Origin of the sequence: Hymenobacter polaris, assembly GCF_012927305.1 — a bacterium.
Lineage (GTDB): Bacteria > Bacteroidota > Bacteroidia > Cytophagales > Hymenobacteraceae > Hymenobacter > Hymenobacter polaris.
In genome coordinates, this window is sequence record NZ_JABBGH010000001.1 from 1,542,102 (window position 1) to 1,561,949 (window position 19,848).

Annotated in this window: 18 protein-coding genes; 6 read left to right on the plus strand and 12 right to left on the minus strand. The window is 64.2% G+C overall.

Annotated features, from left to right (window positions below):
* Positions 1 to 72 precede the first annotated feature (72 nt).
* Genes HHL22_RS06535 through HHL22_RS06555 form a run of 5 tightly spaced genes read left to right on the plus strand, consistent with a single transcriptional unit; the run spans position 73 to position 3,859 of the window.
* On the plus strand, positions 73 to 1,551 hold the full coding sequence (locus tag HHL22_RS06535; protein WP_169530129.1) for a DNA/RNA non-specific endonuclease: 1,479 nt from the start codon (positions 73 to 75) through the stop codon (positions 1,549 to 1,551).
* A gap of 53 nt (positions 1,552 to 1,604) precedes the next feature.
* Positions 1,605 to 1,973: a DoxX-like family protein gene (locus HHL22_RS06540; RefSeq protein ID WP_169530130.1), complete on the plus strand. Its 369-nt coding sequence runs from the start codon at positions 1,605 to 1,607 to the stop codon at positions 1,971 to 1,973.
* Between the two features lie 5 nt (positions 1,974 to 1,978).
* Positions 1,979 to 2,725: a DUF2071 domain-containing protein gene (locus HHL22_RS06545; RefSeq protein WP_169530131.1), complete on the plus strand. Its 747-nt coding sequence runs from the start codon at positions 1,979 to 1,981 to the stop codon at positions 2,723 to 2,725.
* A gap of 29 nt (positions 2,726 to 2,754) precedes the next feature.
* On the plus strand, positions 2,755 to 3,480 hold the full coding sequence (locus tag HHL22_RS06550) for a class I SAM-dependent methyltransferase (protein ID WP_169530132.1): 726 nt from the start codon (positions 2,755 to 2,757) through the stop codon (positions 3,478 to 3,480).
* Positions 3,464 to 3,859: a hypothetical protein gene (locus tag HHL22_RS06555; protein WP_169530133.1), complete on the plus strand. Its 396-nt coding sequence runs from the start codon at positions 3,464 to 3,466 to the stop codon at positions 3,857 to 3,859. The genes HHL22_RS06550 and HHL22_RS06555 overlap by 17 nt, the downstream gene beginning before the upstream one ends.
* Positions 3,860 to 3,867: 8 nt before the next feature.
* On the opposite strand, the gene HHL22_RS06560 is transcribed toward HHL22_RS06555, so the two are convergent.
* The 12 genes from HHL22_RS06560 to HHL22_RS06615 all read right to left on the minus strand — a co-directional run bounded on the left by HHL22_RS06560 (position 3,868) and on the right by HHL22_RS06615 (position 18,060).
* Positions 3,868 to 4,584, minus strand: coding sequence for a hypothetical protein (locus tag HHL22_RS06560; RefSeq protein ID WP_169530134.1), 717 nt, complete (start codon positions 4,582 to 4,584; stop codon positions 3,868 to 3,870).
* A gap of 21 nt (positions 4,585 to 4,605) precedes the next feature.
* Positions 4,606 to 5,436 (minus strand): alpha/beta hydrolase, encoded by an 831-nt coding sequence (locus tag HHL22_RS06565; protein ID WP_169530135.1) that lies wholly within the window; start codon positions 5,434 to 5,436, stop codon positions 4,606 to 4,608.
* 113 nt (positions 5,437 to 5,549) lie between these two features.
* Positions 5,550 to 7,190 carry a M28 family peptidase gene (locus HHL22_RS06570; RefSeq protein WP_169530136.1) on the minus strand — a complete coding sequence of 547 codons (1,641 nt, stop codon included), beginning with the start codon at positions 7,188 to 7,190 and terminating at the stop codon, positions 5,550 to 5,552.
* Positions 7,191 to 7,221: 31 nt separating this feature from the next.
* Complete coding sequence (locus tag HHL22_RS06575) at positions 7,222 to 7,995, minus strand: enhanced serine sensitivity protein SseB C-terminal domain-containing protein (RefSeq protein WP_169530137.1); 774 nt, start codon at positions 7,993 to 7,995, stop codon at positions 7,222 to 7,224.
* Between the two features lie 10 nt (positions 7,996 to 8,005).
* Positions 8,006 to 8,869: a nuclease A inhibitor family protein gene (locus tag HHL22_RS24345; protein WP_169530138.1), complete on the minus strand. Its 864-nt coding sequence runs from the start codon at positions 8,867 to 8,869 to the stop codon at positions 8,006 to 8,008.
* Between the two features lie 155 nt (positions 8,870 to 9,024).
* Positions 9,025 to 9,498 carry a transcription elongation factor GreA gene (gene greA / locus HHL22_RS06585; RefSeq protein ID WP_169530139.1) on the minus strand — a complete coding sequence of 158 codons (474 nt, stop codon included), beginning with the start codon at positions 9,496 to 9,498 and terminating at the stop codon, positions 9,025 to 9,027.
* 279 nt (positions 9,499 to 9,777) lie between these two features.
* Positions 9,778 to 10,722: an NAD(P)-dependent oxidoreductase gene (locus HHL22_RS06590; RefSeq protein WP_317172631.1), complete on the minus strand. Its 945-nt coding sequence runs from the start codon at positions 10,720 to 10,722 to the stop codon at positions 9,778 to 9,780.
* Positions 10,723 to 11,144: 422 nt separating this feature from the next.
* The gene (locus tag HHL22_RS06595) at positions 11,145 to 11,729 is read right to left on the minus strand and encodes a hypothetical protein (RefSeq protein WP_169530140.1); all 585 of its coding nucleotides are present in this window, start codon (positions 11,727 to 11,729) and stop codon (positions 11,145 to 11,147) included.
* Between the two features lie 111 nt (positions 11,730 to 11,840).
* The gene (locus tag HHL22_RS06600; protein ID WP_169530141.1) at positions 11,841 to 12,947 is read right to left on the minus strand and encodes an acyltransferase; all 1,107 of its coding nucleotides are present in this window, start codon (positions 12,945 to 12,947) and stop codon (positions 11,841 to 11,843) included.
* A 41-nt stretch (positions 12,948 to 12,988) separates the two neighbouring features.
* Positions 12,989 to 15,073 carry a glycoside hydrolase family 97 protein gene (locus HHL22_RS06605; protein WP_169530994.1) on the minus strand — a complete coding sequence of 695 codons (2,085 nt, stop codon included), beginning with the start codon at positions 15,071 to 15,073 and terminating at the stop codon, positions 12,989 to 12,991.
* Positions 15,074 to 15,373: 300 nt separating this feature from the next.
* Positions 15,374 to 16,153 (minus strand): 16S rRNA (adenine(1518)-N(6)/adenine(1519)-N(6))-dimethyltransferase RsmA, encoded by a 780-nt coding sequence (gene rsmA, locus HHL22_RS06610; protein ID WP_169530142.1) that lies wholly within the window; start codon positions 16,151 to 16,153, stop codon positions 15,374 to 15,376.
* A 251-nt stretch (positions 16,154 to 16,404) separates the two neighbouring features.
* Positions 16,405 to 18,060: a M1 family metallopeptidase gene (locus tag HHL22_RS06615; RefSeq protein WP_169530143.1), complete on the minus strand. Its 1,656-nt coding sequence runs from the start codon at positions 18,058 to 18,060 to the stop codon at positions 16,405 to 16,407.
* Positions 18,061 to 18,227: 167 nt separating this feature from the next.
* On the opposite strand from HHL22_RS06615, the gene HHL22_RS06620 reads away from it, so the two are divergent.
* Positions 18,228 to 19,685 carry a leucyl aminopeptidase family protein gene (locus HHL22_RS06620; RefSeq protein WP_169530144.1) on the plus strand — a complete coding sequence of 486 codons (1,458 nt, stop codon included), beginning with the start codon at positions 18,228 to 18,230 and terminating at the stop codon, positions 19,683 to 19,685.
* Positions 19,686 to 19,848 lie beyond the last annotated feature (163 nt).

Sequence of the window (19,848 nt, forward strand, 5' to 3'; positions counted from 1 at the left end):
GGCGGGCTGCGGGGCCTAGGGGGCCGGGGCGGGCGCTACCTTGCGGGCGCATTCTACTGCCCCTAGCCACCCATGCGCTACTCGCTTCTCCTGCTGGCCACTTTTGCCCTGCTCGCCTGCTCGTCGCCCCAAACTACCAGCACCGCGGGCACCGCGGCGGGCGCCCCCACTCAGCCTACCCAAGCCGCCGCTTTCCCCGAAACCTTCGAAAGCGGTTCGAAGGGCGCCTACGAGCCCGGCACCGTAGACCTGGCTACTGGCCCGTGGCTGTTTACCGACGCCCTGGTGGGCAGCACCGAGCAAGACCACAAGGACGGCGCGCGCGCGGCGCGCCTGCGGGCCGGGGGCCGCCTCACCATGCAGTTCGATGCCCCGGCGGGCGTGCGGCGCATTCGGGTGCTGGCCGCCGCCTACGGCCAGGACGCGCCCAGCACCTGGGAGCTGTGGGTGAGCCGCGACCACGGCCGCACCTGGCGCCGCCAGGGCCTGCCCCAAACCGCGAGCGAGGCCACCCTGCGCCCGGCCTTGTTCGAGGGCCTGGCCACCGAGCCCCTCCGCCTGGAGCTGCGCAAAACCGACGTCGGCAAGGGCCGCCTCAACCTCGACGATATCAGCCTCGAAACCGGGAGCGGCCCCGTGGTGGCCGTGCCGGGCAGTGCCGCCCCTAGCCCCTCCGCGCCGGCGCAAGGGGCGGGCGACGACTACTTTAAAAACCGGGGCAACGCCGGTGCGCCTACCTCCACGCCGCGCCCAACCGGCCCGGCCAGTGGCGCCGTGCGCACAGCTGCTGACGATGACAACCTGCTGCTGGGCAACCCCAGCGGGGCTACTTCCGACCCCGCCAACACGACCAATTATCTCTACATCCACCCGCAGTACGCCACCGGCTACAACGCCCAGCGCGGCATTCCGGTGTGGACCAGCTGGCACGTAGGCCGCGCCGACCTCACCAAAGCTGCCCCCCGGCAGGATGACTTCCGCGCCGACCCTGGCCTGCCGCGCCAGTTTTACCAGGTGACGCCCCAGAGCTACGCCGGCTCGGGCTTCGACAAGGGCCACAACTGCCCCAGCGGCGACCGCACGGCCTCGCTAGACGATAACTCGGCCACCTTCCTGATGAGCAACATGGTGCCCCAGGCCCCCAAAAACAACCAGCAAACCTGGGCCCACCTCGAGGAATACACCCGTGCTCAGGTCGAGCGCGGCCAGGAAGCCTACGTGGTGATGGGCAGCTACGGCCGCGGCGGCACCGGCAAGAATGGCCCCGCCAGCACCATCGACCAGGGCCGCGTGTCGGTACCCGCCCGCATGTGGAAGGTGGTCGTTTTCCTGCCCGAAGGCAGCAACGACCTGGCGCGCATTGCTGCCGGCCAGGCCCGCGTGGTGGCCATCGACACGCCCAACAACGACGGCAGCAACCCCAGCTGGGAGCAGTACCTCACCTCCGTAGACAAGATTGAAGCCGCCACCGGCCTCGATATTTTAAGCGCCCTGCCCCCCGCTACCCAAGCCCAGCTGCAAAGCCGGGTAGACAGCGGCCGGGCGCGCTAGAGATAGGGGCGCAGAGCATTGCATTACTAAGTATCTGCTAGTTGCCAGCGTTCATGAGTCGTTTTCTTCACTGCTGCATTGCGCTGGTTTGGGTAGCGAATGGCTTGCTGGCCAAGGTGCTGAACCTAGTACCGCGGCATACACTCATAGTGGCGCGCATCTTGGGGCTAGCCCATGCCCGGCCGCTTACTATTGCCATTGGGCTAGGCGAAATTGCCCTGGGGGCCTGGGTGCTGAGCGGGCGCCATAGCCGCTGGTGCGCCGTGGTGCAGTTGGTACTCATTGGCAGCATGAACGTGCTCGAAGCCATCCTAGCGCCCGACTTACTGCTGTGGGGCCACCTCAACGCGGTGTTTGCCGGGCTATTTATGGCGCTCATCTACTGGCAGGAGTTCCGGACCAAATCCGCAGTGCTGCGCTAACGCCTATGCTATCGTTCCTAAAGTCGCACCCGTTTGCCGTGGAGGCCTTTTTCGACCAGTCGCTGGTGCTCACCTACGCCGTGCCGGTGGCCGAGCTGGCGCCGCTGCTGCCGCCCTGCCTTGCCGCCGATGCCTGGCAGCAGCAATGGGGCTTCGTAGCCGTGGCGCTGGTGCAAACGCGCCACCTACGCCCGCAAGGCTGGCCCACCTGGCTGGGGCGCGACTTCTATCTTATTGGCTACCGGCTGTTTGTCCGCTACACCACGGCCGCCGGCCGCCGCCTGCGGGGGCTGTACATCCTGCGCTCCGAAACCGACCAAAAGCTGATGGAGCTGGCTGGCAACCTGTTTACCCACTACTGCTACCATACGGTGGACATTGCGCACCAGCAGCACGGCGCTGAAATCAGCATTCGCTCGCACCGAGCTGCTTTCCAGGCCGAAGTGCACCGGCCAGCCGGTCTGGCCCGGCTGCCGGCCGGCTCGCCCTTCAGCAGCTGGCAGCAGGCGCGGCGCTTTGCCGGGCCGCTGCCCTTCACATTCAGCTACGACGCGCCTACGCGCCGGGTGCTGCTCATTGAGGGCATGCGCGAGCACTGGCAGCCGCAGCCAGTGGAGGTGACTACTGCCCACGTGGGCTTTCTCAAGCAATTGCCTTTCAGCCAAGTGCAGCTGGCCAGCGCTTTCGTGGTAGAGAATATTCCATATCACTGGCAAAAAGGCCGCACCGAGCAATGGCAACCGCACCCCTAAGAGCCCCCTGGCAGGGCTTGCGCAACGTTGTGCGCTTCAACTGGCACTTCTATGCTTTAGCCCTGGGGGCGGGGGCGGCGGCCCTGGCGGCAGCCCGCTGGGTGCCCCGGCGCTGGCGTCCGGCCTACCACGGCGCCCTGGCCCTAGGGGCGGTGCCGGTGCTCGGGTCGCTGGCCGCCACGGCCTACGTCTACGACAAGTCGACCCTATACCGCCTAAGCTGGCTGCCGGCGGGGCTACTACCTCAGGGGCCCGCCACGCTGCTGACCGTGCAGGCTGGCTTCGACGAGATAAGCGAGCTATTGCACTACCAGTACCCGGCAGCCCAGGTGCTGGCGCTTGATTTTTACGACCCCACCCGCCACACGGAGGTATCTATTCGGCGGGCGCGGGCGGCCACGCGTCCCTGGCCGGGCACGCTGGCCGTGGGCACCACGGCCCTACCGCTGGCTACTGGCTTGGCCGGGGCCGCGGTAGCTTTTCTGTCGGCCCACGAAATCCGCGACGAAACTGAACGCGGCGCTTTCCTACGCGAGCTAGGCCGGGTGGTGCTGCCAGGGGCACCCGTTATAGTAGTAGAGCACTTGCGCGACGCAGTCAATTTTCTGGCTTACACCATTGGCTTTCTGCATTTTCACACGCGCGCCAGCTGGCTGCGCAGCTTCCAAGCGGCGGGGCTGCGCTTGGAGCAAGAGTTGAAAATTACGCCGTTTATTTCCGCCTTTATCTTGCGGCGCTATGCAGAATCAGCTTGAGGCCGCCGGCGGACTATTGGTGGCGCTGGCGCTGCTGCACGCGGCGTTTCCACGCTACTTCAACTGGCGGCGCGAGTTGGCTCCCCTCAGTCTACTGAGCCGGCAGCTCATGTACGTGCACACGTTCTTTGTGGCCTTTACCGTATTCCTAATGGGGCTACTGTGCCTGACCTCGGCCGCCGAGCTAGCTGGCACCGCCCTAGGCCACCGCGTGGCACTGGGCCTAGGAGTGTTTTGGCTGGCGCGGCTCGTGTTGCAGTTTTTCGGCTACTCAGCCGAGCTGTGGCGCGGCAAGCGTTTTGAGACCGCTGTGCACCTACTTTTTTCCGGGCTCTGGATATATTTAACAACATTATTTTTCAAGGTAGCTGCTGGTTAGGCTGCTGCTCAGAGCGCCTGCGCCAGCCGGAAGCCTGCGCCTGGCCCTAGGCCCCCCAGCGGCCGCAAGCCCAGTTGCCGGGCCGCTTCGTCGCCGTAGAAAAAGGCTAGCAGCGTGGCTTGGTCGGTGGCGGCTTGGTGGCGCTCGTAGGCCCCTAGGGTGGCAGGCTCGGCGGCGGCGGCGGGAGGCGCTAGCTGGCGGGCCACGTAAACTTCCTGGGCTACATGCTCGGCCAGCGTGCGCGGGGCCGGGTGGGCCAGCCGGTAGCGGCAGCGCCAAGCCTGGGCCTGCGTGCGGTGCTCAATAAGGGCCGGCGAAAACGCCTCGCTACTCCACATAAGGGGCGTGCAAAAACCGCGCTCCAGGGGGGCGCCTAGGGCAAACTTGTTGGCAAAGTCGGTGGTGTAGCGGTTAGTCCAGCCGCCGTGGGCGTCGTCGGCCAGGTTTAGGGCTACTTGCACGAGCGGCTCACCGGCCGGGGCGCCCGCGTTGAGCGGCCCCAGCGCCTCGGCCACTACTGGCTCGGCCGCCAGGGCCAGCAGCTCGTCGAGCCGGGCCACTAGGGCTTCTTTGGCCAGGGGGTTGAAGTGCTGCACCGGCACCAGCAGGTCGGTCCTGGTAGCGCCGTGTAGCAGGCGCAAGTAGGCCTGAAAGCGGGCCGGGGTGCGCGGCAAAGTGTATACCTGGCGCATAGCGGCGAGCACCGGCAGCAGCACGAAGGGCATAGCTAATCAATACGTTACGCCCTAGGCCCGGCCGCCCGCCAGAAAGCGACCGATGGCGCGCACGTAACCTTCGGCGAAGTCTTTTTCCGTTAGTTTTTCCTGCGCGCCCAGGTGGTCGCAGTCTACGGCCAGCAGCTGGCGGCGCTGGCCGCGGCGGGCGGCCCGCACCACGGCGGCCGAATCGGCCAGGGGCACTTTTTTATCTTGCGTGCCCGCAATTAGCAGCCAGGGACACGCCACCTGGGCAGCTACGCGCGGATAAGCGGCGGCTGCGGCGGGCAGCGTCACGGTTTTGTGGTTGGCAGCTTGTTGGTAGGCCACAATGCCGGGCAGGTTGCCGGGGTAGCCGTCGGTTATTAGGAAAGCGGGTTGGTCGCTGGCCGCCACTTCCGAGGCCATAATACCGCCCATCGACATCCCCAGCAAGCCTACTTGGTCGTGGGGCGCCAGGCGCCGCGCCGCGGCCAGCGCCGTGCGCAGGTCAGTGGCAAACTCGGGGTAATAAAGCCGCTGCTGGTCGATGGCAAACGCCTGGCTGTGGCCAAAGCCACGGTAGTCGAACAGCAGCGAGCGGTAGCCGGCCTGGGCCAGCGCCCACGCCGTGTAGAGGCTACCCGACATGTTGTAGGCGTCGCCCCCGGCCACTACCATGGTGGTGTGCCGCGCGGGGGCCGCGGCGGCGGGCTCAATCAGCCAGGCCACCAGCTGCACGTGGTCGGGCGTGGTCAGCTCTAGCTGCTGGTATTTCAGGCCCAGCGTGTCGGGCTTGGCCCACCAGGTGGGGCTAGGCTTGAGGGCAAAAGCCGGGCCGGCTGCCAGCAGCGCCAGGCAGCAAAGTAATAGGCGCACCATAAAGAAGGCGTAAAAAGTGAGCTGCCAGCGCCCTAGGCCCCGGCTAGCTTCACAGACCCCGCTCGCCAGCGCCCGTTGCACCAGAATGGGTACTGTAGCGCTTACTTCAGTGCTTACTTCCCAAACCGCGCGCCAAAAAAGTCGCCCTTGTTCCAGGTGGGCAGCACCGGGTTTTGGGCTATCAGGTAGCCAATGAGGAAGTTAAGCTGCGCGTATTTCACGCCGGCCGCCCAGTCGAAAGTGCCGCCCACGTAGTTGTCCTGGGGTTTGTGGTAGGTGCGGGCGCGCCACTTCTGCACGGTTTCAGCCAGGTTGTTCTGCCCGTCGGCGGTGCGGTTGCCGTACTTGAGGTGCAGGGCCGGCACCCCGCGCACCACGAAGCTGTACTGGTCGGAGCGGATGAAGCGGTTCTGGGTGGGCTCGGGGTCGGGCTCGATGGCCAGCTTGAGGTAGCGGGCGGCGGTTTGTACCTGGCCTAGCAGCGAGGAATGGTCGGCCCCTAGGGGCACCACGCTCAGCAAGGGCGCGATGATGGTGGGCATGTCGGTGTTCACGTCGGCCACCAGCGCCACGGCCGGCACCGTGGGGAAGCGCGCGAAGTAGGCCGAGCCAATCAGCCCCATCTCCTCGCCCGTCACCAGCACAAACAGCACCGAGCGCCGCGGCTTGGGCCGGAGCTTGCTATACATGCGGCTGATTTCGAGCACGCTGGCCACGCCCGTGGCGTTGTCGTGCGCTCCATTGAAGATGGAGTCGCCCTCTACCGGCGCCCCCACCCCCAGGTGGTCGAGGTGGGCGCTGTGCACCACGTAGGTATCGCGCAGCAGCGGGTCCGAGCCCTCTATTTTGCCTACCACGTTGTAGCTATCCACCTCCTGGTAGCGCGAGCGGTACTGCGCGCTGAGGCGAGCCGCCAGCGCCTGCGAGGCCGGCCGGCCACCACGCAACGCACTCAGGGCCTGCGCGGTATCTTGGCTGGCGCCGGCAAACAGGCGCTGCAGCGTAGCCGCGCTAATGCTGCCCACCAGCTGCGCCGACCCCGGCGCGTAGCTGCGCGACACCGCTACCTTGCCGTCGGGCCCTAGGGCGCTCACGAGGCCCTTGCTCAGGTCAGGCAGGTGGGCGTCGGCGCGGGGCGCAGCCAGCAGCACGCCGGCGGCGCCGTGGCGGGCGGCGGTTTCGAGCACCGTGCGCACGTCGGCAAAGTACAGGCGCTCGTTGTCGCCAAACTGCCGGGCGGGCTGGCGCGTCACTACCACCACTTTGCCCTTCACGTTTTGCCCGGCGTAGTCGTCGTACTTCAGTTCGGGCGCCGAAATGCCGTAGCCCACGAACACCAGCGGCGCGTTTTCCAGGCGCACCTCGGCCTGGCCGGGGTTGGGGTAAAAGCTGGCGTCCTGGCCCAGGCCTAGGGCCTCGGCCGCGCCGGCGGCTGGCTGCAGGCGCAGCGTGGCGCCGGGCTCAACGAAGGCCCGGCGCAGGCGCACGCGCTGGGTGTAGGCGCCGCGCTCGCCGGCCGGCGCTACGCCGTTGTCTTGCAGCTGCTTGGTCACGTAGTCTACGGCCAGCTGGTAGCCGAGCGTGCCGGGCAGGCGGCCCCGCAGCTTATCGTCGGCCAGGTAGCGCACGTGGGCTTCCAGGGCGGCGGGCTTGGCTGCCTCCAGGGCCTTCTCGGCATTCTGGTCGATGGTTTGGGCGGGGGCGGCCAGGCGGGCCAGCAGCAGGGCGGCGGCGCTCAGAAGAAGATGTTTCAAGTAGGTATGCGCTAGAAAAAAATCGACCAGGCTACCGCTCGTAGAATGGCTTGGTGGTCAAGAAGTAATCGGTCAGGCTGCTTTGCCCGGCTTGCACAATATCAACAATCTCGTGGGGCTGCAAAAACTGCTGCGCCACGTAGCCTAGTTGCTGCGATACGGCCCGGCGCTCGCCTTCAATGTCGAGGCAGATGATGTAGTGCGGCGGCTCGGGGGCGGCGGGGTCATGCATCCAGCCCAGGTAGGCGGCGCGCACGCGGGGCTGCTGGCTCAGCAAGCGGCTCAGGGCCTGCACCATCTCGGTGGGATACACGGCGGGCTGGCCTAGCAACACCTGGGTTTGCTTCTGCACCGTGATGGTATGGCCCGTATCAAGCACGGTACCGGCTAGCATACGCTCTATCTCGGCAGGCAGCAGCTCTTTGCCGTAATCGGAATACGGATTGAGCAGCAGCGTTTTACCCCGCAGCATCTCCAGTAGGTCCCGGCCTTTTAGCTGCGCGAAGCTCACTTCGTGCTTGACAACGCCCTTGTCGAAGATGCGCTGGGTAGTAGTGAAAATAGGCACGCGCCCGTCTTCCCAGCCTGCGATGTGCATGGTTTCGCCCGCCTCCAGCGTAAAGCGGCGTGGCTCACTCAACGTAGGCTTATCGCCCGTTATGACTACCAGCGGCTCTAGCAGCAGCCGGCGATACAGCTCTGGCCGCATGGCCGGGTCGCGGGCAGCTTGCGCCAATAGCTCTTCTAATGTAGCCGCCGGCTCAGGTAGGGGCGCCTGTTTCTTCCAGAAATCAAATAATCCCATGGGCTGGGGCCTAGGTTTCGGTGAACACGGTTTTAAAGCCGGCCAGGCGGCCGGCGGCGTCGCGGCCTAGGGCGTAGGCGTGGATTTCGGGACCGGTGCCCACCTTGTATACCTGCGTGCCATCCAGCTCCTGCTTTAAAAATAGCTGTAAGGCCTTGAAACGATTGGCTAGCTGCACGCTGCCTAGCACACCTTGGTCGGCAGTATAGCGGCTCAAGAAGTTGGTTAGCTCCTGTTGCTCAACCTTTGCCCGGGCGGGTTCGCCTAGCACTTGCAGCAATTGGGCATCGCTAAGGGGGCCACCAGGCGCGGCATAGCTTACGGCTTGCAACGGCGCATCTGACTCCGACTTATCGCCAAAATTGAGGCCCGCCACCAGGGGCTGCAGCTGGGCCAGGGTGGCATCGTTGGGGTCGGCGGCGAGGGGGGCGGTAGTAGCGGCTGCGGCCGCGCCGGCCGGCGCAGGCAGGCCGCTGCCGCCCGGCACCTGGGCCGCAATGGCAGTGGCTAGCTCCTGCATGCGCGCCTCGGGCACCTTTATCTTGGGGTTGGCGAAGTTCATGTCGCTCACCTGGTTTAGCGGAATCAGGTGGATGTGGGCGTGGGGCACCTCCAGCCCGATTACGGCTACCCCGATGCGCTTGCAGGGCACGGCCGCACGCACGCCCTTAGCCACGCGCTGGGCAAACACGTGCAGCGCCGCCAGCGCCTGCGGCGTCATATCAAAGATGTAGTCGATTTCCTGCTTGGGAATGACGAGCGTGTGGCCTTCCACTAGGGGCGTGATGTCGAGGAAGGCCAGGTGGTCGGCGTCTTCGGCCACCTTGTAGGCGGGCAGCTCGCCGGCCACGATGCGCGAGAAAATGGAAGCCATGGGGTTTAGCTGTTAGCTATTGGCTGCTAGCTATTAGCTTTTCCGCTGTCAGCCGCTGCCGTGAAAGATGCTACAAGTAACAAAGAAAGGCCGCTGAGGTCATCAGCGGCCTTATCTGGCATAAGCTAACAGCTGTTAGCTAACAGCTTCTAAACCTAGCGGCCTACTTCCAGCACTTCGAACTGCAGCTTGCCAGCGGGCACGGTTATTTCGGCCACGTCGCCTACTTCCTTGCCCAGCAGGCCTTTGCCGATGGGCGACTTGACGGAGATTTTGCCGGCGGCCAGGTTGGCTTCCTCTTCAGCTACCAGCACGTAGTCGAGCACGGCGTTATTTTTCAGGTTTTTGAGCTTCACCTTGCTCTGAATGAGCACCTTGCTGGTGTCCATGTTCGAGTCGTCGAGCAGGCGGGCGTTGCCCACTACTTCTTCGAGCTTCGATATTTTCAGCTCCAGCAGGCCTTGGGCGTCCTTGGCGGCGTCGTACTCGGCGTTTTCGCTCAGGTCGCCCTTGTCGCGGGCTTCGCGCAGGTCTTCGGCGGCCTTGGCCCGGCCCCGAACTTTGAGGTCTTGCAGCTCGTCTTTCAGCTTTTGCAAGCCTTCGGCGGTGTAATAATTAATGGTTGCCATAAGAATCAAAAAAACGTAGGTTGCGCAGCAGGTAGGGTGCCGGCCAAAAAGAAAGAGAACGGCTAGCACGCGGCCAGCCGTTCTCCCCTTTCGGTCAGGCAAAGATACGGCTTTTTAGTGACTAACTACTAGGGACGAGTGACTAATTGCTTTAGCGAGTAGGTGCGGCAGCGCCGCATCACCCGCCGCCACTGCTACGGCTGAGGCCTCGGGATACGCAAAGCACCAGGCTAGCTAATTCACTCATTACAAACGATATCAGCCACCAGCCACTAGTAGTTAGTCACTACCCAACAGCTTGCCAATCTTGGCCACCAGCACCTCGTTGATGCGCACGTAGCTCTGGTGCGTCCAGCCGCCGATGTGGGGCGAGAGCACCACGTTGGGCGCCTGCGCCAGGTAGTCGAAGCGGGCGCGCTGGGCGGGGCTGAGCGTGGCCAGCTTCTCGTTTTCGAGCACGTCGAGGGCGGCGCCGCGCACCCGGCCGCTTTGCAGGGCCGCCACTAGGGCCGCTAGGTCGAGCACGTCGCCGCGAGCCGTATTCAGCAGCCACAGGGGCCTAGGAAACGCGGCCAGAAACGCTTCGCTCACAAACTTATCGTTGGCCGGCGTGTAGGGGATGTGGATGCTGAGCACGTCGGCCCGCGCCTGCAATTCGGCCAGCGGCACCAGTTGGGCGTGGCCGTCGGCAAATACGGTGGGGTCGTGGTCGTGGGCCAGCACCGTGCAGCCAAAGCCGCTGAGGCGCCGCGCAAACGCCCGCCCCATGTGCCCGTAGCCCAGCAGGCCCACGGTTTTCGTGCCGATTTCCTCGCCCCGGTTGGCTTCGCGGCGCCACTCGCCGCGGCGCACCTCGGCGTCGGCCGTGGTGGTGTGGCGCAGCAGCGCCAGCAGCGCCCCCACCGCAAACTCGCCCACCGCGTCGCGGTTGCCCTCGGGCGCGTTGAGCAGCACCACGCCGGCCGGCCCTAGGGCCTCCACGTCGATGTTATCGACGCCGGCGCCGGCGCGGGCCACGTAGCGCAGGTGCGGGCCGTGGGCGAGCAGCGCGGCGCTAATCTGCATCTTGCTGCGCACCAGCAGGCCGGCGTAGGGCCGGGCCCCTAGGGCCGCGGGCACGTCGGCAGGCTTCAGGGTGGGCTGGTAGTCGCCCTCCACGCCAATGTTGGCCAGCATCGGCAGCAGCGTGGGGTGCATTTCGTCAATTATCAGGCAGAGGGACACGAACTTAAAAATTGTTGTATAATGACTTAAGTCGCAAGGAGTCGCCCGTCAGTTCAGCTACTTTTTGCTCACAAACAGTAGTAGAAAAGGGGCCTAGCTGAGAGTTGCGGGCTGCTTCGGCCGTAGCAGCATCTGCTAGAAATAGGTAGCACCCATTTTCACCACCTTCAAAGGATGCTACATAGCCTTTAGCTGTTCCTATTATTGAGGGAGCCCCCATCTCAGTAGGCCCTAATTTGGGGTCGTCAAAATAGAGCCTATAATCTCCATCTTCTGTAGGCGCGGTAAAATAGCGTCCTACTATTCGCGTTCGCTCAGGACCAGAACATCCGGTAGCGCCACTGGCCAGCAGCACAAGGGCGCAGTGTATCAAGGCATGTTGCACCCAGCCTAACCCTTTTAAACTCCTCATAGCCGCAAAGCTACCGCCCTGCAGCAGTTGCAAAATCAGCGGCTTTGAGCACCAGCGGCTGCACGCTAGTTGCTTCGCTAACGAGGGTGAAGCCGGCGGCGGTGCCCATCGTCACTACGCGCAGGGGCAGGGCGCCGCCCGTGGCTTGCAGCAGCGCGCCCGTCGGCCCGCTGGCGGGGGTGCGGAAGCTGGCCGGATTTACCCGCAAGGCCGGCGCAAAGAACACGGTGCTTACCACGCCAGGCACCCGCACCTGCACCGCCTGGCAGGGGTAGCCCAGCACCTGCTGCGTGGCCGCCACCGGCCGAATGGTGGGGCGCACGGTATCGGCCCGCGCTACCAGCTGGCCATCGGCGCCAAAGGCCTGGCGCTGGTCGGTCTGGCTGTCGTACACCTCCAGTAGGCGGCGGTGGGCGGCCAGCATCTTGTAGCCCTGGCCGCTGATGTAGAGCTGGTTTTCGGCGCCAAAGGAAGTTTCCAGGGTTTCGCCGGCGGCGTTGTGCGCCTCCAGGCGGTAGGTAATGCAGCCGCTAAACCAGGCGCCGCGGTAGGTGGGCGCGGCCGCCAGCGCGGCTATCAGCAAGGTCATTTTCATGGCGGCAGCGGGGCAAAAAACCGTTCTTCTGGTAGAGCCGGCAGCGCCCGCAAGCGTTGCAAGCCAGCCCGTTCGTGTCGCGCCAGGCTGCCCCTAGGGCCTGGTGCCGCCCTACCCCACCAGGTAGCGGCTGCGCGGCAGCAGCGAGAGCAAGTACACCAGCCCGTAGGCCAGCAAAAACGTGAGCAGGGCCTGCACCGGAATAAACGCCAGGCCGGGCGGCACCACGCCCGCGAGCAGCCGGTGCACTTGCTCCAGCACCAGGATGTGAGCCAGGTACACGCCAAAGCTGAGCTGCGAGAGGCGCGCCAGCCACTGCTGGGCGCGGGGGCTGGGCAGCGGCAGGTCCTTTAGCAGCAGGTACCACCCTAGGGTCATCAGCGCCACGTTGAAGGTGGGAAACGCCCAGGTAAGCTCCAGCTCGGGCAGGGTGCGCGCCCAGGGCAGGCGGCTGGCAAAGCCCCAGTACGTGAGGCCATACCCCACCCCTAGCAGCAGCAGCCCTAGGCCGCGGCTGCGCGCCGCCCCCAGCCGCAGGTGCACGCGCAGGTAGTGGCCCAGCACGAAGTAGCCCAGGTAGCCCGAGAAGTAGTAGGCGCCGCCAATGTGGTTCCAGAACGCCTCGCCCCACACCTTCGGGAAGTACAGGCGCACGAAGGGCAGCAGCAGCGTGACGCCCCAGGCCAGCAGAAACCAGCGCTCCTCTTGGGCCGAGGCCGCGCGCAGCCAGGGTGAGATAACCGGCGCAAACGCGTACAAGCCCAGCAGCATGTACACAAACCACAAGTGGCCGGAAGTCCAGTTTACCCCAATCAGCAGCAGCTGCTGCCCTAGGCCTATTGCGTCGGTATACTTATGAAAGTACACCACGTACACGGCCGACCATAGCAGAAACGGCACCAGCACCCTGGTGTAGCGCCGCCGAAAAAAAGTACCCGTGGCCTCGCGGATGGGCAGCAGCAGGTAGCCCGAGGCTACCACGAATAGCGGCACGCAGGCCCGCAGCGCGCTGCCGTACACCCCAGTGCCATACGTGTGGTCGCGCACGATGACGTCGCCCGGCCCAATGTAAAAAAACTCGCCCGAATGCACCATAATGACCATAAAGCAGGCCAGTATGCGCAGCACGTCCATAAAGGACACGCGGGAAGGCTGGTTTAACGCCAAGTCTTTTTCGGGGGCTAGGCTGGGCGAAGCCGACAAGGAGGCAGCAGACATACAGACGGTAGCAGGCTAAGCAAGAAAACGGTAAGGTACTCTTATTTAACCACTAAGCTAATGGCGTAGCCGCCGCCTGGCGCGCAGTACTGCGTTAGCCTGGTGTTGCGGGTCACGCTGAGCTTGCGGATGGCGTAGGCCTGGGGGTTTTTCTCGTAGTGCGCGTGCTTGCCGTCAGCGTAGATGGTGGCCAGGTATGTCTTGCCGGAGTCCAGGAACCCTAGGCTGATGGTGGACGTGCGGCCGTTTTCGTCGCAGGTGCTGCCCACAAACCAATCGTTCTTCCCCTTGGCCTTGCGGGCGATGGTGATATAGTCGCCCGGCTCAGCTTCGAGCACCTTCGTGTCGTCCCAATCCACGGCCACGTCCTCAATAAACTGGAAGGCGTCGAGGTGCTTGTTGTAGGTTTCGGGCAGGTCGGCGGCCATTTGCAGCGGCGAGTACATGGTCACGTACAGGGCCAACTGGCGGGCCAGGGTGCTGTGCACAAACGACTTATTGCTGGGGTTGTAGGCGCTGATGCGGGTCTGAAAAATGCCCGGCGTGTAGTCCATGGGCCCGCCGATGAGACGCGTGAAGGGCAGGATAGTGGTGTGGTCGGCGTTGTTGCCGCCGAAGGCTTCGTATTCGGTGCCGCGGGCCGCTTCGTTGCCAATCAGGTTGGGGTAGGTGCGGGCCAGGCCGGTGGGGCGCACGGCCTCGTGGGCATTCACCATAATGTGGTGCCGGGCCGCCTCCGTGATGGCGTAGAGGTAGTGGTTGTTGAGCCACTGCCCGTAGTGGTGCTCGCCCCTGGGCAGGATGTTGCCCACGTAGCCGCTCTTCACGGCGTCGTAGCCGTTGTCGTTCATAAACTGGTAGGCCTGCTCCATATGCCGCTCGTAGTTGCGCACCGAGCTGCTGGTTTCGTGGTGCATGATGATTTTGACGCCCTTGCTGGCCGCGTAGCGGTGCAGCTCCGGCACGTCGAAGTCGGGGTAGGGCGTCACGAAGTCGAACACGTAGTCCTTGCCCTGGCCAAACCAGTCTTCCCAACCCGTGTTCCAGCCTTCCACCAGCACCGCGTCGAGGTGGTGCTGGGCCGCGAAGTCGATGTACTCCTTCACGTGGGCGGTATTGGCGGCGTGCATGCCGTTGGGTTTCACCTGGCGGTAGTCGAGGCTATCGAGCTTGATGTTGCTGGCGTTAGTGTAGGCCCAGGTGCTCTTGCCGGTTATCATCTCCCACCACACCCCCACGTACTTGATGGGCTTTATCCAGCTCACATCCGGGTACTTGGTGGGCTCGTTAAGGTTGAGCACCAGCTTCGACTCCAGAATAGCGCCGGCCCGGTCGCTGACGATAACCGTGCGCCAGGGCGAAAGGCAGGGCGTTTGCAAATGCCCCTTGTCGCCGAGCGCGTCGGGCGTGAGGTGGGCATTGAGCACCATGTTCTTATCATCCAGCTCCAGCGACAGCGTGGAGTAGTCAAGCAGCGCCGCCTCGTGGAGGTTGATATACAGGCCGTCCGCGCTCTTGAGCATGAGCGGCGTTTGCAGGCCGGTGGGCGAAAACGGCGTTTGCGAGGCGTTGGGCGTGGTGGCCGCCTTCATCAGCCCGCGCACCTCCGACAGCTTCGAGGTCACGGTGCTGTACTCCTGGGTGTCGTAGTCGCCGGGCAGCCAGAAGGCCTTGTGGTCGCCGGCCAGCGCAAACTGGGTGGCCTCCTCCTTCACCGTGAAATACTCCAGCGCCGGCTGCTTCGGAAACTCGTAGCGAAACCCTAGGCCATCGTCGAACACCCGAAAGTGCAGCACCATCGCGCGCTTGGTGGCCGCCTGGGTCAGGCGCACGGTCAGCTCGTTGTAGTGGTTGCGAATATTCTTGACTTCTCCCCACACCGGCTGCCAGGTTTCGTCGAAGCTGCGGGTGCTGGTGCCCGCCACCGCGAAGCCGCTGGCTAAATCGGGCCCTTCTTTCAGCACCAGCCCGAGGCGGCTGGGCTTGATAACCGGCCGCCCCTTGTACGTGAAGCTGTAGGTGGGCACGCCGCCCGCCTGCAGCACGAAATCGAGCTTCAATTGCCCATCGGGCGAGGCAATCTGCTGGGCCGCCGCGCGCTGCCCCAGCAGCCCCAGGCACAGCATAAACAACAGCCAGCCAGTTGGTTTTAAGTGGCTAAGCAGGAAAAACTGTTTCATATAAATCAGGAAAGTAATGCCGCGCCTTTTGGTTGGCGCGGGCCCTAGGGACGAGGGCGGGTAAGATGGCGGTGTCGGCAGGCTCTAAGCATTAGACCAACAAAACAGCAAAAAAACGGTCATGCTGAGCTTGCCGAAGCATCTCTATCGCATCCATCCGAACCGTTCACGCGACGCGGTAGAGATGCTTCGGCAAGCTCAGCATGACCGTTTTTTCTAACTGTTTATAAACCCTTGGGACATTAGCTAGGCCTGCGCCACCAAGTTGGTCAGCTCCACGAACTGCGCCACGCCCAGCTGCTCGGCGCGCTTGTCAAACAGCTCGCCGGCCATGGCCTCGGCCGAGAGGCCTAGGGGCTTGAGGGCGTTGCGCAGCGTTTTGCGGCGGGTCGAGAAGGCCTGCTTCACGACGCGGAAGAACAGCTTCTCGTCGCAAGCCAGCTGCTCGGTGGCGTTGCGCGTGAGGCGCACCACAGCCGACTCGACCTTGGGCGGCGGCACAAACACGTGCGGCGGCACCGTAAACAGGTACTCAATGTCGTAGTAGGCCTGCAGCAGCACGCTCAGGATGCCGTAGGTTTTGGAGCCGGGCGGCTCGGCCAGGCGCTCGGCCACTTCCTTCTGCAGCATGCCCACCACCTCGCGCACCTGCTGCCGCTGGGCCAGCACCTGGAAGAAAATCTGGCTGCTGATGTTGTAGGGGAAGTTGCCGATGATGGCCAGCGGCGCGTCGCCGTAGAGCTGGCCCAGGTTCTGGCGCAGAAAATCGGTGGCGTAGATGCGCGGGGCCAGCGCCGGGTAGTGCGCCGTGAGGTAGGCTACCGACTCCTGGTCAATTTCGACCACGCTGGTTTGGTAGGCCGGGTTTTCCAGCAAGTACTGCGTGAGCACGCCCATGCCGGGCCCAATTTCGAGCACCTCGCGCACGCCACCGGGCAGGCGCAGGCTCTCCACAATGCGGCGGGCGATGTTAGGGTCGGCCAGGAAGTGCTGGCCCAGGTGTTTCTTGGGACGAACGGCGGTCATCGCAGATTTAACGGATTTAACGGATTACGCGGATACGCCCGCCTGCCTGCGGCGGCGGGCTGACTACGCAGCTGAGGGCAAGCGGCCGGCGCAAGTCACAAAGAACGTCATGTTCATCTGGCGTCCGCTTGCCGAAGCATCTCTACCACGCCGCTAGAATTGCCCTAGGGCCTTCGTTCGGTAGAGAGGCTTCGGCTGCGCGGACGCCAGATGAACATGACGTTCTCGAGGGTTTTTCGGCTTTCTCTACCCTAATCCACCAACACCCCAATGTAGTAGTTGAACGTGTCCACCTCCACGTTGTCGCGGGTGGCGCCGGGCAGGCCTAGGGGCTTGAAGCGCATAGTAGGCGTCACGAACTGCCACTCGCCGCCTTTTACCCGCATCCGCACGGGCACCTGGAAAGTGGGCGGCACACTGCTCACCCAGCGGCCCAGCAGCCGGTCGTCCTGCTGACGCAGCTCTAGCACGGGCAGGGCCGAGTGGCGCAGGTACTGGTCGAACAGGGGGTCTAGGGTCAGCCCCGACTCGCGGCTGAGGTAGTCGATAACCTGCTGGCCGGTAATGGTTTGGTGGCAGAACGTCTTGTTGAGGCCGCGCAGCATGGCCCGCCATTTAGCATCGTCGTTGACGAGGGTGCGCACCATGTTCAGCAGGTTGCTGCCCTTGTCGTACATGTCGCCCGAGCCTTCCTTGTTCACGCCGTAGGGCCCGATGATGGGGCCGTCGTTCGAGATGTTGCGGCGCTGGCCGTGCAAGTACTCCTGGCCGGCCTGCTTGCCGTACTGGCTTTCCACGAACAGCGCCTCCGAGTAAGTGGTGAAGCTCTCATGCACCCACATATCGGCGATATCCTTGCTGGTGAGGCTGTTGCCAAACCACTCGTGCCCGCTTTCGTGGATGATGATGAAGTCCCACTTGGCGCCCCAGCCGGTGCCCGAGCGGTCCTGGCCCAGGTAGCCGTTCTGGTAGTGGTTGCCGTAGGCCACGGCGCTCTGGTGCTCCATGCCCAGGTGCGGGGCATCCACCAGCTTATAGCCGTCCTTGTACCACGGGTAGGGCCCAAACCAATATTCCATGCTCTTGAGCATGGGCTTGACGTTGGCGGCGAACTGCTTTTTGGCTTTTTCCAGATTCTCGGGCAGCACCCAGTAGTCGAGCGTCAGCGGCCCGCTCTCGCCCTGGTACACGTCGCCGAAGTGCACGTAGTCGCCCACGTTCAGGGCCACGTCGTAGTTGTTGATGGGCTCGCGCACCGCCCAGTCGTAGCGGGTGTAGCCGCCGGGCAGCTTCTTGGTGCCGCGCAGGCGGCCGTTGCTCACGTCCTTGAGCCCTAGGGGCACGGCCACGCTGATAAGCATCGAGTCCACTTCGTCGGCTTGCTGGTCTTTGTTAGGCCACCAGATGCTGGCGCCCACACCCTGGTTGGCGCTGGCCACCCAGGGCCGTCCCTTGGCATCCTGCGTAAACACGAGGCCGCCGTCCCAGGGCGCCCGCTTGGCCACCGTGGGCTGGCCGGCGTAAGTCACCGTGAACTCGTCGCGGGTGCCTTGTTTAATAGGCGCGGGAAAGGTCACGAACACGGCGTTGGCCTCGCGGGTGAAGGGTAACTCGCGGCCTTTATAGGTCACTTTCTCCACCTTCAGGTTAGCAAAAAGGTCGAACTGCAGCCGCGTGAAGTCGCGCGTGGCCGTGAAGCGGAACAGGTTGCTGCCGCTGATGGCGCGCTGGGTGACGTCGAGCTTCACGTCGAGGTGGTAGTAGGTGATGTCGTAGCAGGTGCGCTCGGGCAGCTGGCCGCCCCGCAGCGTATCGGCGCGGGTGAAGGTGGCCTTGGGCTGCATCAGCTGGGCCGAGGCTAGCAGCGGCAAGCCCAGCAGGGGCAGCAGCAGTTTTTTCAGGTGCATAGCGAAGAAAGAAGCGGCCCAGGGGCCCTAGGGGCGGCCAGCCCGGCTGGCCCTACCTTCGCCAAAAGTAAGCGGCAGTAGCGTGTCGGTATCTAATAAGAACGTCATGCTTATCTGGCGTCCGCGCAGCCCATTGATAGCCAACAACCAGCAACTATAAACACCTTATGTCCCTCACGCTCTCCCGCGCCACCGCCGTACCGGCTCACAGCACCCAGGTATTCGTCCTGCCCCTAGGGACCACTACCCTACCCGAAGCCGCCGCCACCGACCTGCCCGCCGAGGCTCGCGCCTACGTCGAAAAAGCGTTGGCCGACAAGCAAGCCTTCGTGGCTCTCAACCACTTCTCGCACCAGCACTACTTCGTGGTACTCGAAGAAAAGCGCACGCCCGAGCTACAGCTAGAGGCCCTGCGCAAAGCCGGCCACCAGCTGCACGCCGCCCTCAAAAAGGAGAAAACTGAGGCCGTGTACCTGCAAAACTTGAGCGAGCTGCCTGAGGCGGCGCTCATTCTGGCTGAGGGCCTGTTTTTGTCGGCCTACGAGTTCGAAGGCTACAAGACCGACGAGAAATCGCGCACGCCCGCCGCGCTCACCACCATTGCCCTGGTAGGCGAGGCCGCCAGCGAAACCCAAGTAACTGAGCTGCAGCACCTGCTGGAGGGCGTGGCCCTGGCCCGTGACCTGGTGAACATGCCCGTCAACAAGCTGAACGCCCAGCAGCTGGCCGACCGCCTGGCCGAGGCCGGCGACCAGGCCGGCTACCAGACCGAAATCCTGGACCTAGCCCACATCGAGAGCCTGCGCATGGGTGGCCTGCTGGCCGTGAACCTGGGCTCGCCCGAGCCGCCTACCTTCAGTATCCTGGAGTGGAAGCCCGCAGGCGCGGTGAACCCGCAGCCCTACGTGCTGGTGGGCAAGGGCGTGGTGTACGACACGGGCGGCCTCAGCTTGAAGCCCACGCCGGGCAGCATGGACATGATGAAGTGCGACATGGCTGGCGGCGCGGCCGTGGGCGGCGTGCTCTACGCCCTGGCCAAAAACAACGTGCCGCTGCACGTGGTGGGCCTAGTGCCGGCCACCGACAACCGCCCCGGCGGCCTGGCCTACACGCCCGGCGACGTCATCACGATGTTCACGGGCCTGACCGTAGAAGTCAAAAACACCGACGCCGAGGGCCGCTTGCTGCTGGCCGATGCCCTAGGCTTCGCCAAGAAGTACGAGCCAGCGCTGGTGATTGACCTGGCCACCCTCACCGGGGCCGCCGTGCGGGCCGTGGGCACCGAGGCCGCCGCCGTCATGGGCACCGCCGCCCCCGATACCACCGCCCAGTTGCTGGCCGCCGCCCACCGCGTGCACGAGCGCCTGGTAGAGTTTCCGCTCTGGGACGACTACGGCGACCACATGAAGTCCGACATTGCTGACCTCTCGAACCTGGGCAAGGCCGAGGCGGGCCACATCTCGGCCGCCAAGTTTCTAGAGCGCTTCATCGAGGGCACGCCCTGGCTGCACCTCGACATCGCCGGCCCCGCCTACCTCACCGCCCCCGACAGCTACCGCGGCAAGGGCGGCACCGGCATGGGCGTGCGCCTGCTGTACGAGTTTCTGAAACGGCAGGTAGCCTAGGGCAAGGCCTTGTTCTGTAAAAGGCGGTCATGCTGAGCGCAGCCGAAGCATCTCTACCGCGTAAGTAATCCTAACGTCTGGAGTTAGTTACGCGGTAGAGAGGCTTCGGCTACGCTCAGCATGACCGCCTTTTTTGTTGTTCCAGAAGACATCTCATTTCCTC

Bases quoted from the DNA above. Each gene is read 5' to 3' on its own strand.
- HHL22_RS06535 (WP_169530129.1), top strand. From the start codon at position 73: ATGCGCTACTCGCTTCTCCTGCTGGCCACTTTTGCCCTGCTCGCCTGC.
- HHL22_RS06540 (WP_169530130.1), top strand. From the start codon at position 1,605: ATGAGTCGTTTTCTTCACTGCTGCATTGCGCTGGTTTGGGTAGCGAAT.
- HHL22_RS06545 (WP_169530131.1), top strand. From the start codon at position 1,979: ATGCTATCGTTCCTAAAGTCGCACCCGTTTGCCGTGGAGGCCTTTTTC.
- HHL22_RS06555 (WP_169530133.1), top strand. From the start codon at position 3,464: ATGCAGAATCAGCTTGAGGCCGCCGGCGGACTATTGGTGGCGCTGGCG.
- HHL22_RS06560 (WP_169530134.1), bottom strand. From the start codon at position 4,584: ATGCCCTTCGTGCTGCTGCCGGTGCTCGCCGCTATGCGCCAGGTATAC.
- HHL22_RS06565 (WP_169530135.1), bottom strand. From the start codon at position 5,436: ATGGTGCGCCTATTACTTTGCTGCCTGGCGCTGCTGGCAGCCGGCCCG.
- HHL22_RS06575 (WP_169530137.1), bottom strand. From the start codon at position 7,995: ATGGGATTATTTGATTTCTGGAAGAAACAGGCGCCCCTACCTGAGCCG.
- HHL22_RS24345 (WP_169530138.1), bottom strand. From the start codon at position 8,869: ATGGCTTCCATTTTCTCGCGCATCGTGGCCGGCGAGCTGCCCGCCTAC.
- greA (WP_169530139.1), bottom strand. From the start codon at position 9,498: ATGGCAACCATTAATTATTACACCGCCGAAGGCTTGCAAAAGCTGAAA.
- HHL22_RS06595 (WP_169530140.1), bottom strand. From the start codon at position 11,729: ATGAAAATGACCTTGCTGATAGCCGCGCTGGCGGCCGCGCCCACCTAC.
- HHL22_RS06600 (WP_169530141.1), bottom strand. From the start codon at position 12,947: ATGTCTGCTGCCTCCTTGTCGGCTTCGCCCAGCCTAGCCCCCGAAAAA.
- HHL22_RS06605 (WP_169530994.1), bottom strand. From the start codon at position 15,073: ATGCTGTGCCTGGGGCTGCTGGGGCAGCGCGCGGCGGCCCAGCAGATT.
- rsmA (WP_169530142.1), bottom strand. From the start codon at position 16,153: ATGACCGCCGTTCGTCCCAAGAAACACCTGGGCCAGCACTTCCTGGCC.
- HHL22_RS06615 (WP_169530143.1), bottom strand. From the start codon at position 18,060: ATGCACCTGAAAAAACTGCTGCTGCCCCTGCTGGGCTTGCCGCTGCTA.
- HHL22_RS06620 (WP_169530144.1), top strand. From the start codon at position 18,228: ATGTCCCTCACGCTCTCCCGCGCCACCGCCGTACCGGCTCACAGCACC.